18 protein-coding genes and 2 tRNA genes are annotated in these 19,924 nt (G+C 38.1%); 14 read left to right on the forward strand and 6 right to left on the reverse strand.

Going from position 1 to position 19,924, the window contains the following annotated elements; all coding sequences use genetic code 11:
- Positions 1-26 precede the first annotated feature (26 nt).
- A complete protein-coding gene (locus OQY15_RS18175) occupies positions 27-1,478 on the forward strand; it encodes a RagB/SusD family nutrient uptake outer membrane protein (RefSeq protein ID WP_265793337.1) in 1,452 nt (483 codons plus the stop codon).
- Positions 1,479-1,480: 2 nt separating this feature from the next.
- Positions 1,481-4,207, forward strand: coding sequence for a trehalase family glycosidase (locus OQY15_RS18180; protein WP_265793338.1), 2,727 nt, complete (start codon positions 1,481-1,483; stop codon positions 4,205-4,207).
- A 34-nt stretch (positions 4,208-4,241) separates the two neighbouring features.
- Here OQY15_RS18180 and OQY15_RS18185 read toward each other — a convergent pair.
- Positions 4,242-4,324, reverse strand: a tRNA-Tyr gene (locus tag OQY15_RS18185).
- Positions 4,325-4,422: 98 nt separating this feature from the next.
- Positions 4,423-4,496: transfer RNA gene (locus OQY15_RS18190), tRNA-Ala, on the reverse strand.
- A gap of 224 nt (positions 4,497-4,720) precedes the next feature.
- Here OQY15_RS18190 and OQY15_RS18195 point away from each other — a divergent pair.
- From OQY15_RS18195 to OQY15_RS18215, 5 genes are all read left to right on the forward strand, one after another.
- On the forward strand, positions 4,721-5,932 hold the full coding sequence (locus OQY15_RS18195) for a site-specific integrase (RefSeq protein WP_265793339.1): 1,212 nt from the start codon (positions 4,721-4,723) through the stop codon (positions 5,930-5,932).
- Positions 5,933-6,028: 96 nt separating this feature from the next.
- Complete coding sequence (locus OQY15_RS18200) at positions 6,029-6,904, forward strand: hypothetical protein (RefSeq protein WP_265793341.1); 876 nt, start codon at positions 6,029-6,031, stop codon at positions 6,902-6,904.
- A gap of 116 nt (positions 6,905-7,020) precedes the next feature.
- A complete protein-coding gene (locus OQY15_RS18205; RefSeq protein ID WP_265793342.1) occupies positions 7,021-7,512 on the forward strand; it encodes a hypothetical protein in 492 nt (163 codons plus the stop codon).
- A gap of 150 nt (positions 7,513-7,662) precedes the next feature.
- Positions 7,663-9,501: a DEAD/DEAH box helicase family protein gene (locus tag OQY15_RS18210; protein WP_265793344.1), complete on the forward strand. Its 1,839-nt coding sequence runs from the start codon at positions 7,663-7,665 to the stop codon at positions 9,499-9,501.
- A gap of 463 nt (positions 9,502-9,964) precedes the next feature.
- Positions 9,965-10,540 carry a hypothetical protein gene (locus OQY15_RS18215; protein WP_265793345.1) on the forward strand — a complete coding sequence of 192 codons (576 nt, stop codon included), beginning with the start codon at positions 9,965-9,967 and terminating at the stop codon, positions 10,538-10,540.
- Positions 10,541-10,546: 6 nt separating this feature from the next.
- Here OQY15_RS18215 and OQY15_RS18220 read toward each other — a convergent pair whose 3' ends face one another.
- Positions 10,547-10,813, reverse strand: coding sequence for a helix-turn-helix transcriptional regulator (locus OQY15_RS18220; RefSeq protein WP_265793346.1), 267 nt, complete (start codon positions 10,811-10,813; stop codon positions 10,547-10,549).
- Positions 10,814-10,896: 83 nt separating this feature from the next.
- Between OQY15_RS18220 and OQY15_RS18225 the strand changes: the two genes are divergently transcribed.
- Complete coding sequence (locus tag OQY15_RS18225; protein ID WP_265793347.1) at positions 10,897-11,394, forward strand: hypothetical protein; 498 nt, start codon at positions 10,897-10,899, stop codon at positions 11,392-11,394.
- Positions 11,395-12,777: 1,383 nt separating this feature from the next.
- Here OQY15_RS18225 and OQY15_RS18230 read toward each other — a convergent pair.
- Together OQY15_RS18230 and OQY15_RS18235 are read right to left on the reverse strand one after the other, a co-directional pair.
- Entirely contained in the window at positions 12,778-13,422 is a 645-nt protein-coding gene (locus tag OQY15_RS18230) for an HNH endonuclease (protein ID WP_265793348.1), read from the reverse strand.
- Between the two features lie 2 nt (positions 13,423-13,424).
- Positions 13,425-14,672: an AAA family ATPase gene (locus OQY15_RS18235; protein WP_265793349.1), complete on the reverse strand. Its 1,248-nt coding sequence runs from the start codon at positions 14,670-14,672 to the stop codon at positions 13,425-13,427.
- Between the two features lie 490 nt (positions 14,673-15,162).
- Between OQY15_RS18235 and OQY15_RS18240 the strand changes: the two genes are divergently transcribed.
- A complete protein-coding gene (locus OQY15_RS18240) occupies positions 15,163-16,845 on the forward strand; it encodes an AAA family ATPase (protein ID WP_265793350.1) in 1,683 nt (560 codons plus the stop codon).
- Positions 16,846-16,979: 134 nt separating this feature from the next.
- Here the strand turns inward: OQY15_RS18240 and OQY15_RS18245 are convergent, their stop codons facing one another.
- Positions 16,980-17,288, reverse strand: coding sequence for a hypothetical protein (locus tag OQY15_RS18245; protein WP_265793351.1), 309 nt, complete (start codon positions 17,286-17,288; stop codon positions 16,980-16,982).
- Between the two features lie 252 nt (positions 17,289-17,540).
- Between OQY15_RS18245 and OQY15_RS18250 the strand changes: the two genes are divergently transcribed.
- The 5 genes from OQY15_RS18250 to OQY15_RS18270 all read left to right on the forward strand — a co-directional run bounded on the left by OQY15_RS18250 (position 17,541) and on the right by OQY15_RS18270 (position 19,882).
- A complete protein-coding gene (locus OQY15_RS18250; RefSeq protein WP_265793353.1) occupies positions 17,541-18,056 on the forward strand; it encodes a hypothetical protein in 516 nt (171 codons plus the stop codon).
- A 3-nt stretch (positions 18,057-18,059) separates the two neighbouring features.
- On the forward strand, positions 18,060-18,242 hold the full coding sequence (locus OQY15_RS18255) for a hypothetical protein (protein ID WP_265793354.1): 183 nt from the start codon (positions 18,060-18,062) through the stop codon (positions 18,240-18,242).
- A gap of 75 nt (positions 18,243-18,317) precedes the next feature.
- Positions 18,318-18,746 carry a hypothetical protein gene (locus OQY15_RS18260; protein ID WP_265793355.1) on the forward strand — a complete coding sequence of 143 codons (429 nt, stop codon included), beginning with the start codon at positions 18,318-18,320 and terminating at the stop codon, positions 18,744-18,746.
- Position 18,747: 1 nt separating this feature from the next.
- Entirely contained in the window at positions 18,748-19,101 is a 354-nt protein-coding gene (locus OQY15_RS18265) for a hypothetical protein (RefSeq protein WP_265793358.1), read from the forward strand.
- Between the two features lie 367 nt (positions 19,102-19,468).
- Positions 19,469-19,882, forward strand: coding sequence for a hypothetical protein (locus OQY15_RS18270; RefSeq protein ID WP_265793360.1), 414 nt, complete (start codon positions 19,469-19,471; stop codon positions 19,880-19,882).
- Positions 19,883-19,924: the final 42 nt, after the last annotated feature.

Consider the following 19,924-nt stretch of genomic DNA (forward strand, 5'->3'; position numbering starts at 1 on the left):
TTATCAATTGTTAAAATGAAAATCTTATGAAACTTCAAATTTCAATTCTCATACTAGCGGCGGGCATGCTGCATTCAGGATGCCAGAAATCAATTCTTGATCAGAGCCCGATTTCCACTATAGCAACATCAAATGCCTATAAAACTGCGGGAGACTTCAACCTGGCGGTCAGCGGGGCATACTCCTCTTTACAAAGCGGCGGAATTACCACCAACAGCTATGTTCTAAGAGAAATCACATCAGACAATGCATTACCGGTTGCCTCAGGCTCAGTTACAGATCAGGATGAGTTTGACCGCTTTTATATCCGTACTACAAACCCGCTGATTTTAGGGGCATGGAATGATAGCTACAATGCCATCAACAGGGTAAACACCATCCTTGACCGCATCGATGGGGTTACCATTGAGCAGGCACTCAAAAGCCGTTATATCGCGGAGGCCAAATTTATACGTGGACTGGTATATTTTAACCTGGTACGTACCTTTGGCGATGTTCCTTTGGTACTGACGGAGATCAAGGATCCTAATGACGGCTATGCGTACGGAAGAAATGCGGTTGCGGAAGTGTATACACAGATTGAAAAGGATCTGAATGAGGCTGATGCCGGACTACCCACCGTATACACAGGTGCAAATATCGGAAGAGCCACCAAAGGTGCCGCAAAAGCTTTGCTGGGCCGGGTGTTGCTCACGCAAAAGAAATTCCCTCTGGCAGCCACAAAACTGAAGGAAGTGATCGACCTGGGTATATATAGCCTGGTGGATAACTATGCCGACTATTTCAGGGTAAATAACAAGAATAACAGGGAGAGTGTATTCGAAATTCAGTTCAAATCCGGTGGTGCTGCTGAGGGAAACCCCTGGCCAAATGCTTTTGGTCCGCAGAACTCCGGAAATGCCGTAATTGCATTTGGTGGAGATGGCAACAACCAGCCCACAAACGACATGGTGATGGCTTATGAGCCCAATGATGTGCGTAAGGATGTGACGCTGGCTACGAGTTACGTCAATGCCAATGGAAACACTATTCAGGGTAATTATGTAAAGAAGTATTTTGATGTTCCGGTTGCAAAAAATGACAACGGCAACAACATACCACTTATCCGCTATGCCGATGTACTTTTGATGTATGCAGAATGTCTGAATGAACAGGGCTATCAGAGCACTGGCGATGCCTTCAGGTATCTGAACCAGATTCGCCTGAGGGCAAAACTCCCTGCGAGAACAGCCACAGAAATACCAACGCAGGCAGCATTCCGCCTGAGCATGGAACAGGAAAGAAGGGTTGAATTTGCCTTCGAAGGCCTCCGCTGGTATGACTTGGTCAGGACAGACCGCGCCATCCCTGTTCTCAATGCCAAAAAGGATATCATTGGTTTGGTCACGCTACTTGGCCCCAACAATCTTATATTCCCTATTCCGCAAAGTCAGATTGATATCAACAGTTCAAAGATCCAGCAAAACCCAGGGTATTGATAATGAGAAGAAAGTTATTTTTGGTTCTGGCAGCGATGTTTCTTTTTATAAAATCGGGCCATACTCAACAGTACAGTCCGGCACTGGCTGATCTGGAAACATTGAGTGGTTCCCATGACGCCAATACAGGCGAATGGGGACCATACTCCAAGCAGTATGCAGGCATCTCGCATATCCCGGAAATCAACAAAGGGCTGAGGTTTGACTTCTCTGTAGTTCCCGGATATTACCGCGGCAAGGTGCTGGTGCCAAATGTGTTGTTTGAATCAGGCTATTACCCCTGGAATGCCGATCTGAAGTCGGGAACCTATACATACCGCTACGAACTCGAGTGGAAAGACCAGGTCTATACCGATGTCGAATATCGAAGAATTGATACCCGGACAGTGATGGCTGTGATCAAATGTGTAAACCGGACAAAAACACCTCAAAATCTGGCGCTGAACCTGATGGGGAGTATGCAATACCCTGAAGTATGGCCGGAGAAAAAACTGCAGATACCAGAAGGGGGAGTCTGGATCAACGCTGTAGATTATCAAAAAATAAAATTTGCAGTTGCCTCTCCAAAAGATAATCTGGTCACGGATGGACTGATGAATGGGGAGATTAGAAATATGAGTTTCCTGGATGGTTCTGCGCTGGGGAAACGCTTTTTACAGGAGGTCGGAAATCAGGTGAGCTACATTGTACCTGCCACACTCAGAAACGGGTATGTCTGCCTGATTTTCCGGGCTGCTAAAAACACAAAAAGCAGGATTCTTGTGGAGGGAGCCGGTAAGGAGAGCATTACTCTTGAAGGAACTGGTGGACTCGCTACGCAGCTTATCAGGTTAAAAGGAGCATCTACCATAACGCTGCGATCATTGGGGGGCTCTGCCATGGAGTTAAACGGATTACTGATCACTCCCGGGGCAGTATCTGCACCTAGCCTGCTGGAAAATCCCAGGCTGTTTAAACCAAGGGTAATCACAAATGTTGAAAAACGTCAGCTGTTGATGAAGTATCCCGATGCTCCCGGATATTATGGGATGCGCTGGGATGATGCCTTGTTCAAGATCCGGGAAATCAGAAATGACGAACTCGATGTTTACTTCAGAAAAATGGTTCACAATCATGTGGACAGCATTCTGCATGGAAATGAAAAGGGGCATTATGAGAACATCTTTATCAGACCGGTCACTGTGGCACCGGAAAGTGAATCTACCTTTCATTGTCTGATTACTCATGCTGCAGACAGTACAGAGGTGGGCCAGACACTGAGCCGTTATGATCAGCTCAAATCCGGTAACCCGGCAGATGTAGTCGCCGGAAATGATCTGCCTGCCGGCAAAGATTATGTTTTCAGCCAGAAAATGCTTAAGGCCTCCCTGCTGCACAATATTGTATACCCTATTTATGCACAGCGTACATACATCAAACATTATACGCCCGGAAAATGGTGGAACAGCCTCTACACCTGGGATTCCGGCTTTATCGCTGTTGGGTTGAATGAGATCGACCTCAAGTCGGCACTGATGTGCATCAATGCATATACCACAGCTCCGGAGAGCCAGTCGGCATTTATCCATCATGGCTCGCCAGTGCCGGTGCAGGCTTATGCGTTTATCGACCTGCTGAACAAAACTCAATCAAAAGCTGTTGGCCAATATTTCTATCCGCGTCTAAAACAGTATTATGAATTTCTTTGCGGGGAATCGGGCAGTTCTACAACCAGAAGCATGCAATCCAAGCTGCTTAAGACCTGGGACTATTTCTACAACTCCGGCGGATGGGATGATTATCCCGCGCAGTCGGCCCTGCATCAGCAAAAGATGGAAGACAGGGTAAGTCCGGTCATCACGACAGCCCAGTGTATACGTTTTGCAAAAATATTACGGATGCTTGCCCTCAGAGAGGGGAACAAAAAAGATATTGTAAAGTATGACTGTGACATCAAACTGTTTACAGAGGCACTTCAGAAATTTTCATGGAACCCTGAGAGTGGGTATTTCAGTTATGTGCTGCATGATGCACAGGGAAAGCCACAGGGGCCATTTGCTGATGCGAAAGGTATAGATTATAACATGGGAATGGATGGAGCCTATCCGCTGCTTTCAGGGGTGTGCAGTCCGGAGCAGCAAAGGATACTACTGGAGAAGATCTTCTCCCCAGATCATCTCTGGACACCCAGTGGGATGGGTGTGGTAGACCAGTCGGCACCCTATTACCGCAGTGACGGCTACTGGAATGGCTCAGTATGGACGCCACACCAGTGGTTTGTCTGGAAAACGATGCTTGATCTGGGGAAACCTGAACTGGCGATGAAAATTGCTAAAAAAGGTCTTGAGGTTTTCAGCAAAGAAACAAACGATTCTTATCACACTTTTGAACATTTTCTGTCTTTGAATGGCCGTGGTGCCGGATGGCATCAGTTTTCGGGACTGTCTACGCCTGTCCTGAGCTGGTATAATGCGTGTTACAAACAGGGTACAGTAACCACTGGGTTTGAGATTTTGCTGGAAAAGAGTGAGTTTGACAAGGATCTAAAAGGGTATCATGGAAAGCTTAGCTTCGATGAGAGCACTGTCGCACACGGCAGGTCGGTGATGATTTGCCTGAATCCATCGTATGTATATCAGGCATCTTTTAATGGTAAGCATTTACAAGTGATGGAACCACATCCAGGTCTGATCTGTGTGACATTACCAGCTACCAACAAAAGCGGAGAGCTCATTGTTAAAGTGAAGTAGATGTTTCAGGGGTAGCAGAATGGGCGGGTAATTGTGGGGGGAGAAGGATTCGAACCTTCGAAGTCTTGCGACAACAGAGTTACAGTCTGTCCCATTTGGCCACTCTGGTATCCCCCCTTTTTGTTCAAAATCAGTTAAAGACCTGATTGTGAAGCGTTCAATATAATTACCACTTTTTAAATGCGAAAGCTTCAGATTTCTCTGAAGCTTTCCAGTGGAGAATACCGGATTCGAACCGGTCACCTCTTGCCTGCCAGGCAAGCGCTCTAGCCAAATGAGCTAATCCCCCGTGGGTGGGCAAAAGTAGTAATTTGTTTGTGGTTTGCAAATTTAAGTTGAAATAAGTGGCACTATAAGCTTTAATAGGGTATTTGGACGAGTTACTTTCAAATGGTTAACTATAAATTCACATCACAACTATTCTTCACTTTTAAAACTCACACGGTTTTTCACACGGTAACAGTGTGAGAACAGTGTGAAAATCTTACGGTATCTGACCATAACAATTAGATTATGGTTACTATAAAAGTATTCTTAGACAAGAGAAAAATTAAAAAGGATAACTCCTATCCTATTTGCTTACGCATCTATCACAACGGTGCATCAACTACACGGTCTACTAAAATTGATGTACTGGAATCACAATGGGATGACAATAAAAAAGCAGTAAAGAAAAATCATCCAACAGCACCTGCACTCAACAGGTTATTAACAAAGCAAGTTGCTGACCTTCAATCAACATTGCTCCTGGCCGATGACAAACAGGTAAATGAATATTTGAAGCCTGTAAAAGTTAAGGAAAAAGTAATTGAACACAAGAAAACCGTATACGAGTTTACAAATGAACTAATAGAGGAACTTCGCCTCGATAATAAGATTGGAAATGCCTGGGTATACGAATCTACTATCAATGCTTTAAGAAAGTTTCACCCTGACGATGAGTTGTACTTTGAACAGATTGACTTCCAATTCCTTGACAAATATAATAAACACCTGCTCAGGAGTGGGGTAAAGCATAATACAGCTTTCTTCTATGTCAGGACGCTCAGAGCTTTTTATAATAAGGCAATAAAACATAAACTCGTTGATCGTAACCTATACCCTTTCCACGATATTACCTTAAAGGCAGAACGTACCAAGAAACGGGCTATTGACCGAATATTGATCAGCGATATAATGCAACTTGATTTGCCTGCACAGTCCTCAATATGGCATGTCCGTAATTGGTTCATGCTTTCGTTCTACCTGATGGGCATTTCATTCGTGGATTTAGCATTATTGAAACCTGATGATATTAAGAACGGTCGCATCAGTTATAAAAGACAAAAAACCGGTAAGCTATATGACATTCAACTGGTGCCACAGGCATTGGCAATAATTGATTTATATAAGAAACAACCGTATGGCTTCATCCTGCCAATAGTAAACAGGAGAACGAAGAACGATGAAGAGCGGTTACGCTTAATTAAAGATCGTACTCGGTTAGCTAATAAATATTTAAAAAGGATGGCTGAAGAAATTGAAACGGATGAAACAATTACAACCTATACATCCCGGCACTCATGGGCTACGATTTGTAAGAAACTTGGCTTCAGTATTGAAATAATTGCGGAATGCTTAGGCCACGAATATGGAAATAAAACAACGGCAGTGTATCTTGATTCATTCGATCAGGACGTCATAGATAATGCCAATGCAGTAGTTGCAGATAGTTTGGATAAATGATTAGTTTGCGGAACGGGTTAAAACCGTTTCGCTACTACTTTTTTATTGACCTCAGTATAGAATTATAAGTATTATTGCGGTCAAATAGCACTTACAATGGAACAGTATATTATTACTATTGAAAGCTCAATCAGTTACGACATCCTCAAAAACTATCATTTCACTGTGAAAGCACTTTATGACACAGGGAATTATAAAGCATCGGATTCCCTTACTCCATATTTATTTGATCTAACTGTCACAGCGGAGGATAAGGAGGAAGCGGAACTATTAGTTTTCAACTACATACAAGTTTTTAACCGCCTCGAAGCAATACATCAATTAGGTAACGTTGTTTTTATTACCCAAGCTTTAATGAATAATGAAGGCACTTATATTAACACAGAAGCACCTAAAAATGACAAAGCACTTTTAGAACTGGAGCTGTTAGTAAACCTGCTTTCAATCCAAGAGGAGAAGAAGTCTGATTCAATTAATATTGAGATTACAAGCAAGAGGGAGTCTAATAATCATTTTATCAACTATAGTAAGTTTAATAATCCTCAAGTGGTTCAGAAATTGATTGATAATATGGTCATAACGCAATTTAATCATCTTAAGAGTATGTCTGATTCTTACTCCTTTGATATAAGCAATAGGTTAAGTAAAATAGACGTTCCTACTCTAGACGCTATTAAAACAATGGCAGACCAAGCCAGATCTGTAAGTACTAAAGCATTCAAGGCAGATTTCCTTTACACTGTATGCTCAACCCTCCGCAACTACCTAACTGAGTATTCACATCTAAATCCAGATAATAAGGCTTTAACAAATGATCAAGCAAGAATAATATATACCACTTGTGCGATACATGGATTACTGTCTGTTAAACATGACGTCGAAGTTGATGCTCTCAATTACATTAGAATGGTGCTTAAAAACAAAGCAGGTATAGAGCCAATGAATGCAATAATCAGGGAAGATATTATGTAACAAATTGACTTATAGTGCTATATTTCTGATGGCATTTTATCAATTCTATTGTGCGTTACAACCTTCATGCTTTAGTGACATTTGCAATACTTAATAACAGCAAATAACTAAAGATTATGAATCATCAAGCACCAGAGGTCGGCACTTACAAAGTAATTAATGCCTACAACGAATTATTTAATGGCAAGCCAATGCCAGTAGCGGAAGCTCATTTCATGGCTTCATCCAGTTTAAATTACAATCAGGAACGTATAAAGATTCGCATTCGAGCTTTATATAATGAGAAGTCAAACGGACCAAAAAAGCAGTTCCCCATCGATAAACTTGCAAACGAAGAATTAATTATCATCGCGATGCATACACATATTGATGCTTTAGATCCAGATAAGAAGGCTTATTCCATAGACTGGGGAATAGTGGAGCCAGAAGTTGATCTGGATAATATGTTAGATCCGGATGACCCAGAAATCACCAACATTGCAAATGCGCAACTAATTGCAAATGAAGCCGGACAAATCGATGATTATGATGATCCGGTCTATTTAAGGAGCGAAGGATTTACCAACTTCCTTACTATGTTCAATAAGAAAAATGAGAGACGGTTATAAACCGTCTTTTTTTATGTTTATAAATCGCAATTGACTGAAAATCAGTGCTATATTTTAGTCTGGTATTAGTGGTTTTCGTTGTGAGGTTTCACTTTCGATTTAGGAGAATCTTTGTGGCATGCAGGCATTTAAGCTTGCATCAACCAACAGATGAAAACACCAATAGATTACAGCAGATACTTAACATTTACGGAGAGAACAGAACTACAAACAACCTATAATTTCCGATTAAAAGTTAAACACAGGCTAAACAAGGCCTTCCTAATTATACCAAACAACGCAATTATTAACAAAGGCAGATGCGGTATTGGTGGGACATATCTTGAGATTAAGGCAAAAAGGAATTCCATTATCATAGTCCCGACAAATGCCATTATTGATAATAAGTGCTACAAGAATGGAGAGCTGCTACCAAATTATCGCGCAGTCAGAGGATCACTGAGTGAAAAGGCTGAAGCAGAATTAACCGAATTCATAGATTCAGATCTAGTAGGTAAAAAAATATTTTGTACTCCTGAGAGTCTGTCCAAGGTAATTAAATGCTCCAAATCTAAGTCTTCTACATACAATACTTGGTTCATACTTTTTGACGAAGCGCATACTGCTATTACAGATAGCTATAGAACCCATATTCTGGATGCATTTGAATTCTTCTTTAGATTCAAGCATAAAGCGTTGATTAGCGCAACTCCTTTCAATTTCTCTAGCGAAGATTTTAAAGGTTTTGACATCTATAATATCAAGTTTAGAGGGCATGTGGGAAGAATGCGTGTTGAGAATACTAATGATCCTCAAGCGCTGCTGCACTCAAAGCTGATAAATCCGCAGGCATTCCCAGGAAGGGTGCATATATTCTTAAACTCTGTGAAGGGCATTGTTGATACAATCACACGTGCAAGTTTAAAACCAGAGGATTTCAGCGTTTTTTGTACCAAGGATAAGGGTAATATAGAAACGCTTGATGATCTCAGATCGAATCATAGAGAAGCTCCAATGGAGGACACTTATCGAAAGTTCAATTTCTATACAACAAAGTACTTTGAAGGTTGGGATCTCTATGATTTTAAAGCTACGATCATTATTCTATCAGATATAAATTCTTACACGCTAAAGTCTGGCATATCCAATAAATGCGTTCAAGCTGCTGGAAGGAATAGGTATTACTCTAATCAAATAATACATATAACTAATAGCCGGAGCAAAGCCAGCCGCACTCCAATTGAGGAGCTTCAAAGTTTGATCAAGTCTACCGGGCAAGATGCTATTAACGATTTTAACAATCACTCGAACAAAGTATTTACTGGTTTGACGTATTATGACGTCGACTATCATACATTGGTAAAGAAGTATTCAGACTTTGACGATATTGGCATAGCTTTTTTGAACACTTTTAAAGTTGATCAGATCGCTAATCTGGAATGGACAGATCAGGAATATAACCATATCTCCATAATAGAGGACGCTTGGACAGAAGCAGGGTATAAATGTTCATCTGTTAACGACTACATTCCTAGGTTACCAAAGAACTTTGAGCAACTCAGCAAGGCCAATAGAATCAAGAAAGTTGTTGAATATTTAAGAGCAAGTGATGCTTCAACCTTTGACGTATTGGTACTAAATAATTTCCGCAATAATTTACCTCTGCTCGTACAGCCAATCTGTGATGCATACATGGAAATTGGTGGAGATAAGATGGAGGAACTACGCTATAATGAAAAACTTATCGGACAAGAGGTGATAATGTCAATCAATGAACGCAACGTGGTGCTTATTAAAGCAGAGTATTATGCGCGAATGGGTAACAGGGATGTACTAAAAACTGACATTGCTGAATATCTCCGCTCTTTATACGTAAAATATAAGCGATTAAATCCTAAAACTGGCGATTACTTTACGGCTTACGCAACAGATTTAATGACAGTTTTTCAATTTGATACTAAGCTTGTGAGGATAGGAACAGTAAATGGGTTACGAATTATCAAGTATTAATGATTTCCTTTTCCTCTGCTATAAACTAAAACACCTTTAATAGAGAAAATAGCAAAATATGTATTAGCAGAGGAAAACAAAGATATGAGCAGAGGAACTGGAAAACCCTCTCAGCTCCGCATCTAATTTTTTTTTCATATTTTTTTGTACCAAGCACTCAGATGGTATCTCACATCATTCCCCCGAACCTTGTCTTAGGGGAGATGAAATAATATACAGAACGTAAACTTTGAGAAACGCGCAGCAACGGTGTCGATATCAAGGCGTTTCTTTTATAAAAGAAACATGCCCGTCAAAGGCATTCTTATCTCAACTTATTAGACTTATACGACAAATTCCGCCCATCGGAATAGTATGCTCTAATCAACTCAATCCCACCAATCCCAATACTGCATAACCAATTCATCAATAATCCATTAAACCTTTTTAAAATCAAGCCCAGATAACAGGGCATCGCACAGCTATGGCTAAAAATTCACAACAATCAAAAAATCAATCAACTAAATCACAATCAATTAATCCATCCCAAATCCTTTCAAACTCAGAAGACATGACAGTTATTAATGAAAACACAGAAGTACTAATCGAATCTAACCTGGAGCAACGAAACGTAAAAGTCGAAGAAGCCTACCACAGTATCGTTAAACAAACCAGAGAATTACTAACAGCATTTGACAGCTTAAAATACCGGATGAGTGTATCTGTTGATCATGCTAATTCCGGGAAGCCTACTAATCTTATAAATGAATGGCTCAGCTCGTTTCACAACTTTACTCTTACCCGCAACAGATTTGGTTACAGTATGATTTACGTATCCTACGATGAGGATTCACTTACCAGATTTGGTGACAAGATCTTTAATAGAATGCTCAGAATTGTATTTAACACAACAAATACCATTGTTGGTGAACTAAATATTGAAAACTGCATCAGAATCGATCATTGCGCAACAGACATTCAACCTTTCTTTATAAATAGATTATTTAGTCAGGAGCATGATTATGTAACTATACATACTGAAGAAAAGGTGCCTTCTTAATCTTCATTACAGGGACTCTTCTGAGTCCTTGTTTAATGGCTGGTCTGGAAGTAAGTCTTTAGGCGAGCAGTGAAATATCTTCGCCAGTTTATCAATGTGATCAAGGTTGTACTTGGCAGGGAACTTTGCACTTTCAACTTGTCCAATAAATCCGTTAGAAACACCCAATTTAAAAGCTAGCTCTGATTGCGAGATCTTTGCATTCTCCCTTAAAGATTTCACCTTTTCTATTACAAACAGCTCTATTCTGGATTTCGAAGACGCTTTAGACACATTGCTAAAGACGAAATTAAATCACTATCAGACGCTTAGTTATATCTAAGTATTTATTAGTTTTATCAAATCAAATTATAATCATGAAACGTATAACTATTTTTATTGCTCTCATCTTAATTACAGCTGCTATTGGTTGTAAACCAAAGCCCAAGAATGATCAGGAAATCTATCAAGAAAGTATGGAAGGTAAATCAGATGATGAACTGATCTCTGAAATGTATGGCAATCCTCAGAATTATGAAATTGTCAGTTCTAAATCTATAGATGTTTTAAAACCAAATTCCTATCCTGTGTACGGCAAAAATAAAGGAGGTATAATCCAAGTTGTATTTAATAAAGATAAGATCTTTTTACAAGACATGTATCTTACCTCGATAGCAGGAAGCTATCGGCAAGGACGGTATGCAAGTCCAACAGGAGAAATAGTAGTCAGTTTTGAAAAAGCTCCAGGTTTTGCCGGAGCTGTATCTGCAGGACTTCGTCGCCATCCTAAAGCTGATAGCGAGTATATTAAGGTCAAGATGAAGCAACAAGGAAGTCCTATAGAGATAGAATACCAATTAAAGCGTCTCAATTAAAAAATGTCTATAAAGCACTATTAACAATTTAAGAAAAGATGATTAATGCATTATCTAGTTATGTATATCAGGCTGAATATAATACCGCATGGCGTCAAAGTCTTCATAGTGGTTTCAACCTCGATCCTTACGGAATAAAGTACGCTTATTCTAATCCTTGGATCTGGAATGACTTCACAATTGAAAGTCCAACGGGCGAAGATGAAGCAGAATTGAGTAAAGAGCCTCGTTGTTTAATCAGTGCCGATGACTTCTTTGCAAATATTAATAAGTCATGCAAACTAAGGTCGCTACCTAAGTTTCTTAGAAAGCCTTTATCACTAAGCAAAATAGTTCTGGATGATCTGTTACAATCTAAAATCATTAATTATGGCAGACTATGTGTGACGGTGGTCTTGTTTCGCATTCCTTATTGATCATTGACAACCAAGCTCAGTTTTACAGGAGAGTGATCCTATCATGGATAGAGACAGGAGACTTGTTAATCAAAGCCGATATGCAGATAGCATTTGTAACTCTTTTGGTAAGGGCCTAATAATATCATACCCTATTTAAACCATCTTAATAACAAACGAGAGCCACTTTTTAAGTGGCTTTTTTCATTTACAAACAATTTACATATGAAGTATTCCCGATTATTGTGGTTGCTCCTGGTGTTATTAATATTCATCGCAGCGGTGTATTTGATAACCTCAGATTTAGACAGACCAGAAGCAAGAGGTAATCATAACGGTTATCCATTTTAAAAATATAAAAGCTCATCCTATAACGCCTGCCTTTTCCCGCAATTGCTGCTTAAGGGGAGAAAGGCAGGCTATAGTCTTCAATTTGTGGTTTGACCTCAATCTGTAAAAGTTTACTTCTGATCCTGCGGGCAGTTCGTTCTATCATTACTGCGGTGGTGCTATGAAAGCCAGTGCTAGGAAAATAGGTACTTCGCAATGACTAAGCTTGCAGAATCAACGCCAGAATGCTCAGTCCTTCAGCTAGGCTTAATCAGCCTGGTTTCACTCCATCACTTTTATTCTGTCATGTATTCTGCTAAAGCAAGCGGATTGCTTCGTGAAAGTACCTGCTGTATCATAACATTCACGTTGTTCATGGTTACAATCCAGAAACTTTCTTAGTTTTGCTCACCTACGCAGTCTCTCAGGCTTCACAGCTTTCATGCTTCAGCTGTTCGTGTAAAAACATAGTCAAAGTCATGCTTGCGCATTCCTCCTTTGACACCTTCGTTCCGTTCGCAGCCGGTGAGCTTAATGTGCATATTATCATTTATAAAGTGATGTGAGACATTATATGATTAACATTACGTTTGAAAAGAGAACTGGCGTTCCAAAGTAAAAAAACAGATTTTCATGTTTTGTAGCATCTGAATAACCATTAAAAACCCAAGCCATCAAGTTTTTGTTTGAACATCAATGAATATGCCTTTTCCCTGTACGTAAAGCTTTTTATCGACTCCAACTCTTCTTCAGTTGGTTCTCTATGATCATGATTGCACTCCAATAATACCTTCTCCAGTATTCTACTTAATTTTCTGAGCTCTTTCATTCGTAGGTATTCCGAAGTGATAGTTCCCAATTTATATTTTTTTATAGTATTTGAGCCCATAATGGAGTTCCCCCTAGGTAAGATAACATCGTCTTCGAAACGCAGATGTTCATTAATTTCTGCATCTGTGTTAATACATGGATCCAAAGCATTTGTGATTGGTATTTCGTTGTGATTAAGTTTATCATTACAATTTGTACAAGCCAGATATAAATTGTCCCAAGTAAAAGCTAAACTCCTATCAATGGCAACTTCGATGTGGTGATCTACTTCCGACGCAACGCCCTTCAATAAGCATTCGCAATAGAAACATTTCTGATAACTTGTATCAAGAAGCCTACTTAAAATTTCTTGGTGCCTATATTTGTAGGATGGCGGACGAGTACCTAATGGCGTGGCCAAAAATCTGTCTAACCATAATGCCTCTCTTTGAACTAAAATCTGAGGCTTTGCGAGTCTTAATAATGACCTCATTATTATCTTTTGTTGTTAAATAATTCTTTCAACTTATCGTCAAATAATAAATAAGAAAAGTATTGAGGGTTAATTTCTAATAATTGATTTTCCAATCTTTTTTCTTCTTGTTTGTTGCCCGATTTAATAGCATTATTCCGAGCCTCAATTAATTGACTGATGATATCGCTAAAAGGTAATGTATTGAATAGTTCTGTAGTTAGGATTTCATCTATTGGCATATTCGAATATAGATCTGTTTCATCTACAATCGACGACTCATTTTCGTGTACTTTACATACGTAAATATTTGCATTCGTTACGGATGAAATAATAAAAGGCGAGTGGGTAGTTACTATTATCTGCAATTTAGGAAAGACCTCTAATATATTCTTAAGCAGCACCTTCTGCCATTTGGGATGAAGATGATTCTCTGCTTCATCAATAAGTAAAATACCAGGTACATCGAATACTGATTTAAACAAATTACTATCTTTATTCAACTCCATCACTGAGTAAGCCTTGGTTAATAACGAAATAAGCCTTTGGAGAATGTAAACATTTCCACTACTTAGCTTATCAAGAGTCAAAAGTTTTCCGTTCACCTTAATAATAGGTTGTAGGGTACTACGGGAAACATTGTGGAAGTTTCCATTAGCTACGGACATTTTAATAATTGTCTTTATTGCATCATAAATTTCGGTTCCCATTTTTTGTTCTTCTGAATCGTCACTTCCTTTCAAATAATCGAAGAAAGTAATAGACTCACTGACTTCTAGATTTGAATGTTTTCCACTCAATGCGCCTGCAAACAGAAGTTTAGGATCAATTGGACGAATGTTTTTTTGTTCGAAAGAATCTGTAGATAATTTTGATGTCCAATAATCAATAAACCAAGTTGGCTTTAAGGTTATTCCGTAAGAAACATGTCTAGCTAGACCAAAATCCTGCGAAGTTAATTCGAACAATTTACCATTTTCATTTAACTTAGTTGATTCAATGGTAATTTGTTGAAGATCCTCTAAGGTAACATTCATTGATGCTTTGAAATCCTTTGGATCTGAAACAATCGCCCTCTCAATCATACCGCTTGAATAACCTCCAGTTATTAACGCGCGAATAGAATCCAATATAATACTTTTTCCAGAACCATTGTCCCCTGTAATTATCGTAACCGGTGGATAGTTACGATCATTGTCATCTTTTATGAAGCAGATAGATTCGTTTTTAAAAGGGCCAATGTTATGTAAATCAAGACTGTTAATTTGCATAATTTTATTTGTTTTTCTAAATATATCAATTTTTAATTAGCTAAAATTGCTGTATTCAAATATATTCGTCTTTACAGCCGTGTTAATTAAAAGTTTAAATATTCCCCATCAAATGAACAGAGGTATTTAGTCTAGTAATAAACTAACCTTCAAGCCTTCTACCAGAGCCTTCAGAACTTACTGGTATGATAATCATCAGGCTGAATAAATCATACTGTCAGTAATATTGGGACAACTATAATTAGGGCTTATAACTTATATCTTACGGTCCTACTTTGATCAATAAGTTCATACGTTAAGTATAAATAATTGAAATCTTTAACATACTCATGGCATTGCCTCTGCGTACATTTTAACCTCAAATTCGCGTGGTTAGGTTCGCTGACATTAGTAACTTACTATAATGTAAAAAAAGATAACAAAGTCGGATAAAATTAATAATTTGTTCTATTGGTTCGCACATATTTAAGCGGCAACACAAATGATAGGTATGAAGAATAAAGTTTGGATAAGTAAATTTACAGTAAATGATGGTACAACAGTCACACTTGATGAGAGCAGTATCGTTGTATTTGTTGGAGCTAATAATATGGGAAAAAGTGCCTCTTTAAAAGAGATATTTCAATTACTTAAGTCCAATGGCACAGGAAAGATCATAACACATGTCGAAATTGAATCTATAGGCAATGTTGATGACCTAGTCGAATCCTTGATTGCAGCTTCCAAACAATCTTCATCCCTACAGCAAAATCCAACTTTTTCAGGGATAGGATATTCCGTGCCAAAGGATAATTTATTGCATTTTTGGAATGAATACAGAAGCGGTTTGTCTAGATTGCATTCGCTTTTTGTCAATTTATTGTCGACAGAGACTAGACTCACTGCCGCAAATCCAGCCCCTAACATTGCTATCACCTCTGAACCGCCTAGCCACCCAATTCATTTCTTACAGTCTGATGATAGATTAGAGGAAAGATTTAGTAACTACTTTTACCAAGCATTTGGTAAGCAATTAATCTTACATAGAAATGCTGGAAGCACGGTTCCATTATACGTGGGTGATAAACCTCAGATTAATGAGGGGGAAGATCGTATTTCTAGGGGCTACTTGAATAAATTAGAAGCATTGCCTCAGCTGCATTTGCAGGGTGATGGTATGAGAAGTTTCGTAGGAGTATTACTTAGTGCCTTCGTTTCAGAACATTCTATACAACTTATTGATGAACCGGAAGCCTTTTTACATCCACCGCAGGCAAGACTTCTAGGGAAAATGCTTGCAAAAGATTTACCTATGGATCGACAACTTTTCTTATCCACTCATAGTGAAGAATTTCTAAAGGGGCTTTTGGATTCTGGCAATCAGAATGTCAGAATAATAAGGTTAAGAAGAGAAGGAAATATAAATATTGTCAATCAACTAAATACTCAGGAAATTAACGAGATTTGGTCCGACTCGTTATTACGACATTCAAATATTTTAAATGGGTTATTTCATAGTAAGGTAATTATATGCGAGAGTGACTCTGATTGCAGATTTTATTCGGCGGTTCTCTATTCATTATATGAAAATACGAATGGAATTAGTCCTGATGTGCTATTTATACATTGCGGCGGAAAGCATCGCATACCTGTTGTCATCAGGGCTTTAAAAAGCCTAGGAGTTCCAATAACAGTTGCAGTAGACTTTGATATATTAAATAGCGAAAGCCCTTTTAAAGATATTTTGCTTGAACTAGGAGGACTATGGCATACGATCAAAGATGACTGGAGAAATGTTAAATCCGCTATCGATTCCAAGAAACCTGAATTGCTGGCAAAAGATTTAAAAGATGAAATTGAAAAAGCTTTTAGTGATGCTCCGACTAATATAGTATCGGGTGATACGATAAAAAAGATTTCATCCGCTTTGAAAAAGTCATCACCTTGGTCTAATGCTAAGCAAGTTGGAAAATCTTTTATCCCGTCTGGAGAGCATATGAAGGCATACGATAGATTGAATGACTATGCAAGTTCATTAGGAATAAAAATTGTGGAGGTGGGTGAATTGGAGGGCTTTATTCGAACAATTGGAAATCATGGACCTAAATGGGTGAATGAGGCTTTAAAAATGGATTTAAAAAATGATCCAGAGGTCAAATTAGCGCGGGACTTTGTTCGAAGCTTGATTACTTGATTTGTACATCTGTGATCCTAATACTTTTTTTATAGATTTAAAGTCGCACTCTCATGCTCCTCCTTTGATACCTTCGGTCAGTTCACCTTTGGCAGTGATGGTTTTGGCAAAAACTTTATAGATAATAAGCGTGTCTATTTAATTTTGTTTCTGTAATAATCAACTACACGATTGTTTAACAATTGCTTCTTCTCTAATATCTTCTCTATTTGCATATCGGCAGCCATCAAGCCCTGCATTGGATCTAGTGTTTTAAACCTACGTAATAATCCTTCTTGATATGGTGCTTTGACAAAAGTCTGAATAAATTCTTCTGGTGTGTACCAGACCTTCGTTTGTGTATCAAATATCCAGAAGTTTAAACGTGTTGCCTGTAAAGCCATAGTTTCAACACCATTGCGCTGTTGGTCATGCTGACTAATTTGAAATGCTCCTTGATCCATACCACAAAGCTATACTAATATTTTTAGTAATTCAATAGCTATTTAAAGTCTTGGAAGGAATTGTTCAGTGACGATTGCTCATACTGCCTTTCCAACTAGCAATCCTCAGCTGATCTTCTGCATACAGTCAAAATCGCAATGGCCTACTTCTTTTAAGACTCCTTCAACTTGTTAGCAGGCGATGAGCTTAAAGATTGGTCTTTTGAAGATTATATCCTATATTGGTAGTGAAATCTTGCAAAAGAAGATATTATGAAGATAGCGCCTCAACAAAATTTTATTGTACCACGACGGATCAATTCATTGGCATTTGTTGACACGAGCGATCGCTATGTTTCAAAACTTGAAAAGCACATTGCAAAAGCCGAAGAGGCAATGAAATATTCTTCCGATAGGTTTGATATTCTGATTATTTCCTTAGCCACAGGAGCATTGGTGTTATCTCTTGGATCCGCTTCTGGATTGTTAGCAAATATACCTAAGGTTGATACTTCTTTATTAAAGTTTGGATGGTTAATGATGATAGGTTCTATCCTAGCTAACCTAGTATCTCAAATATCAGGATACTTTGCAAATCAGAAAGACATCGAAGTATCAAATAATCTAATAAGGCTTAAGAGAAATAAGCAAACAATTGGGACCCAAAAAATACTGGAATTTTGGTGTACTACTTATAATAAAGCAACTTTAATCCTTAACGGGTTGAGTATGCTTTTATTGGTTACAGGCATGGTGACGATGGTACTATTTTATTCAAACAACATATAGATTATGAGCAATAGCGAAGATTTAAAAAGAAAGCAAGCAGAGGAAAGAGTCAAGCAAGAAGAACAGATTCGGAAGCGGGAGGAATTCGCCAAAAAGCAACAAGACGAAGAAAGAAAGCGGAGGTTGAATGAGGGCGGGACTAATAAAGGCAGACCAACTGGATTAAGACCAGGTGAGGATGACTAAAGCTTATATTAAACCTGAGCACTTAGAAATTAATATCGCAACAGTTTTACCACCGCCATCTTGTTTTTTTAAATAATGAAAGAAATAGACTTCTGGGTAAACTTTACAGCTAATCTACTAACAGTTCTAGCTTCAGGAATGGCTATATATGTTTATCTTACCAATAAGGATAAACTTGCTTCGGCACTAAATTCTATTTTAAATTATTCGAACCAATTAACATTATCCGAATTAAAATATAAGATTGAGAGATTGAATGATTATAACGCCAGTAATGCAGAGCAAAACCTGGAGGTTATAAATATATTCCATGATATCGAAGGTCAAATATTAGGTAATATATACTTAAAAGATCAATTAGGTGGACTTTTAACTAAACTTTCGGTATTTACGAGTAAAGGCAAACCAATAACTGAACCGAAAAAACGTAGCTTGGTAAGTGAGTTGCGAGAGAGTGTGAGGACATTAGATGTGTCGAATTTTGTAATGAATAAAAATAATTGAAATGAAGATAGTACAAGCGATTAACGCTATGATCAGCCATCAAGAGCAGATTACAAATGTTAAAAGAAATGACCAAGAATATTTTTTCCTTTATAAGGAAAGGTATAAGTGGTCTATTATTTTGAATAGTCAAGGTGATTATATACTTCACTTATACACTTCAGAGACCTTGACTATCGAAGACTTGGCTGCCATTCCGAGTGAGTATTGGGATACTATAGATTATGTTACTTACAAAAATAGTGAAATCAAAACCCAGGAAGCACACGAGAGCTTTAGCGAATTATTCAGAATAGTCCAAAATAAGTTATTAGGCGCAGATCAAATCCTGGATGATATACTATCTGACTTTTAAATTCCGCAAATGTAAGCTTTACACTTCTAACTGTTTATAAGAAGTATCGCATAAGTGCAGGCAAGTAATATACCATAACCAATAGGACGGTAAATTATAAGGGTATAACCTTTTTATTTACTGTCCTATTTTCTTATTGTATAGAATCATAGATAAAACGTTTAACAAAGCATGCGGTCATAATACGGTATGCATCTGCGAACATTAGCTACATTTCCAGAAGATTGATGTCGCCCACATTGCTTCTATATGTTAAACACATAGTATATTTACTGACTTGCAAGATTAATTATGATTTTGAACTTTTTTATTTTTTCTCAACATTAAATTATAACGGAGTTATTTATATTAGGGCAAAAATAAATTGATGGATATATTAGGTTTAATGGGATTGGTTAGTTCTATAATAGGGATAGCGTCATTTTTTTTGCCAGATTCGTGGCGAAGTAAGAAACGAACAATTTTCATTTGCATAATTTTAACATCAATGCTGAGCGGCTATATTGTATATCAATACAATGCTTTGTCTAGAATTCGTAAAGTTAGTAAAGCAGCTCAATTATTGATGGAAGGCAGACAAATGAATTTCGGATATAGAGGCTATGTTCAGGCTTCTTTGGCTTTCTTAGAACAAAATAAAGATTTATATCCAGATTCATATGAGCGAGCAAAAATGATAGCTCTAGAAAGAAAAAATGAGTCATCAGTTGATGATATAGAAGCAGCCTCTTCGATAGACGGTATAATAAGAGGTATTGCCATAATAAATATCGATAAATAAAACAATCTTGAACGTTCTGTAGTCAATAAACCGAACTAAATT

The sequence above is a fragment of the Pedobacter sp. MC2016-15 genome (assembly GCF_026239695.1).
GTDB lineage: Bacteria > Bacteroidota > Bacteroidia > Sphingobacteriales > Sphingobacteriaceae > Pedobacter.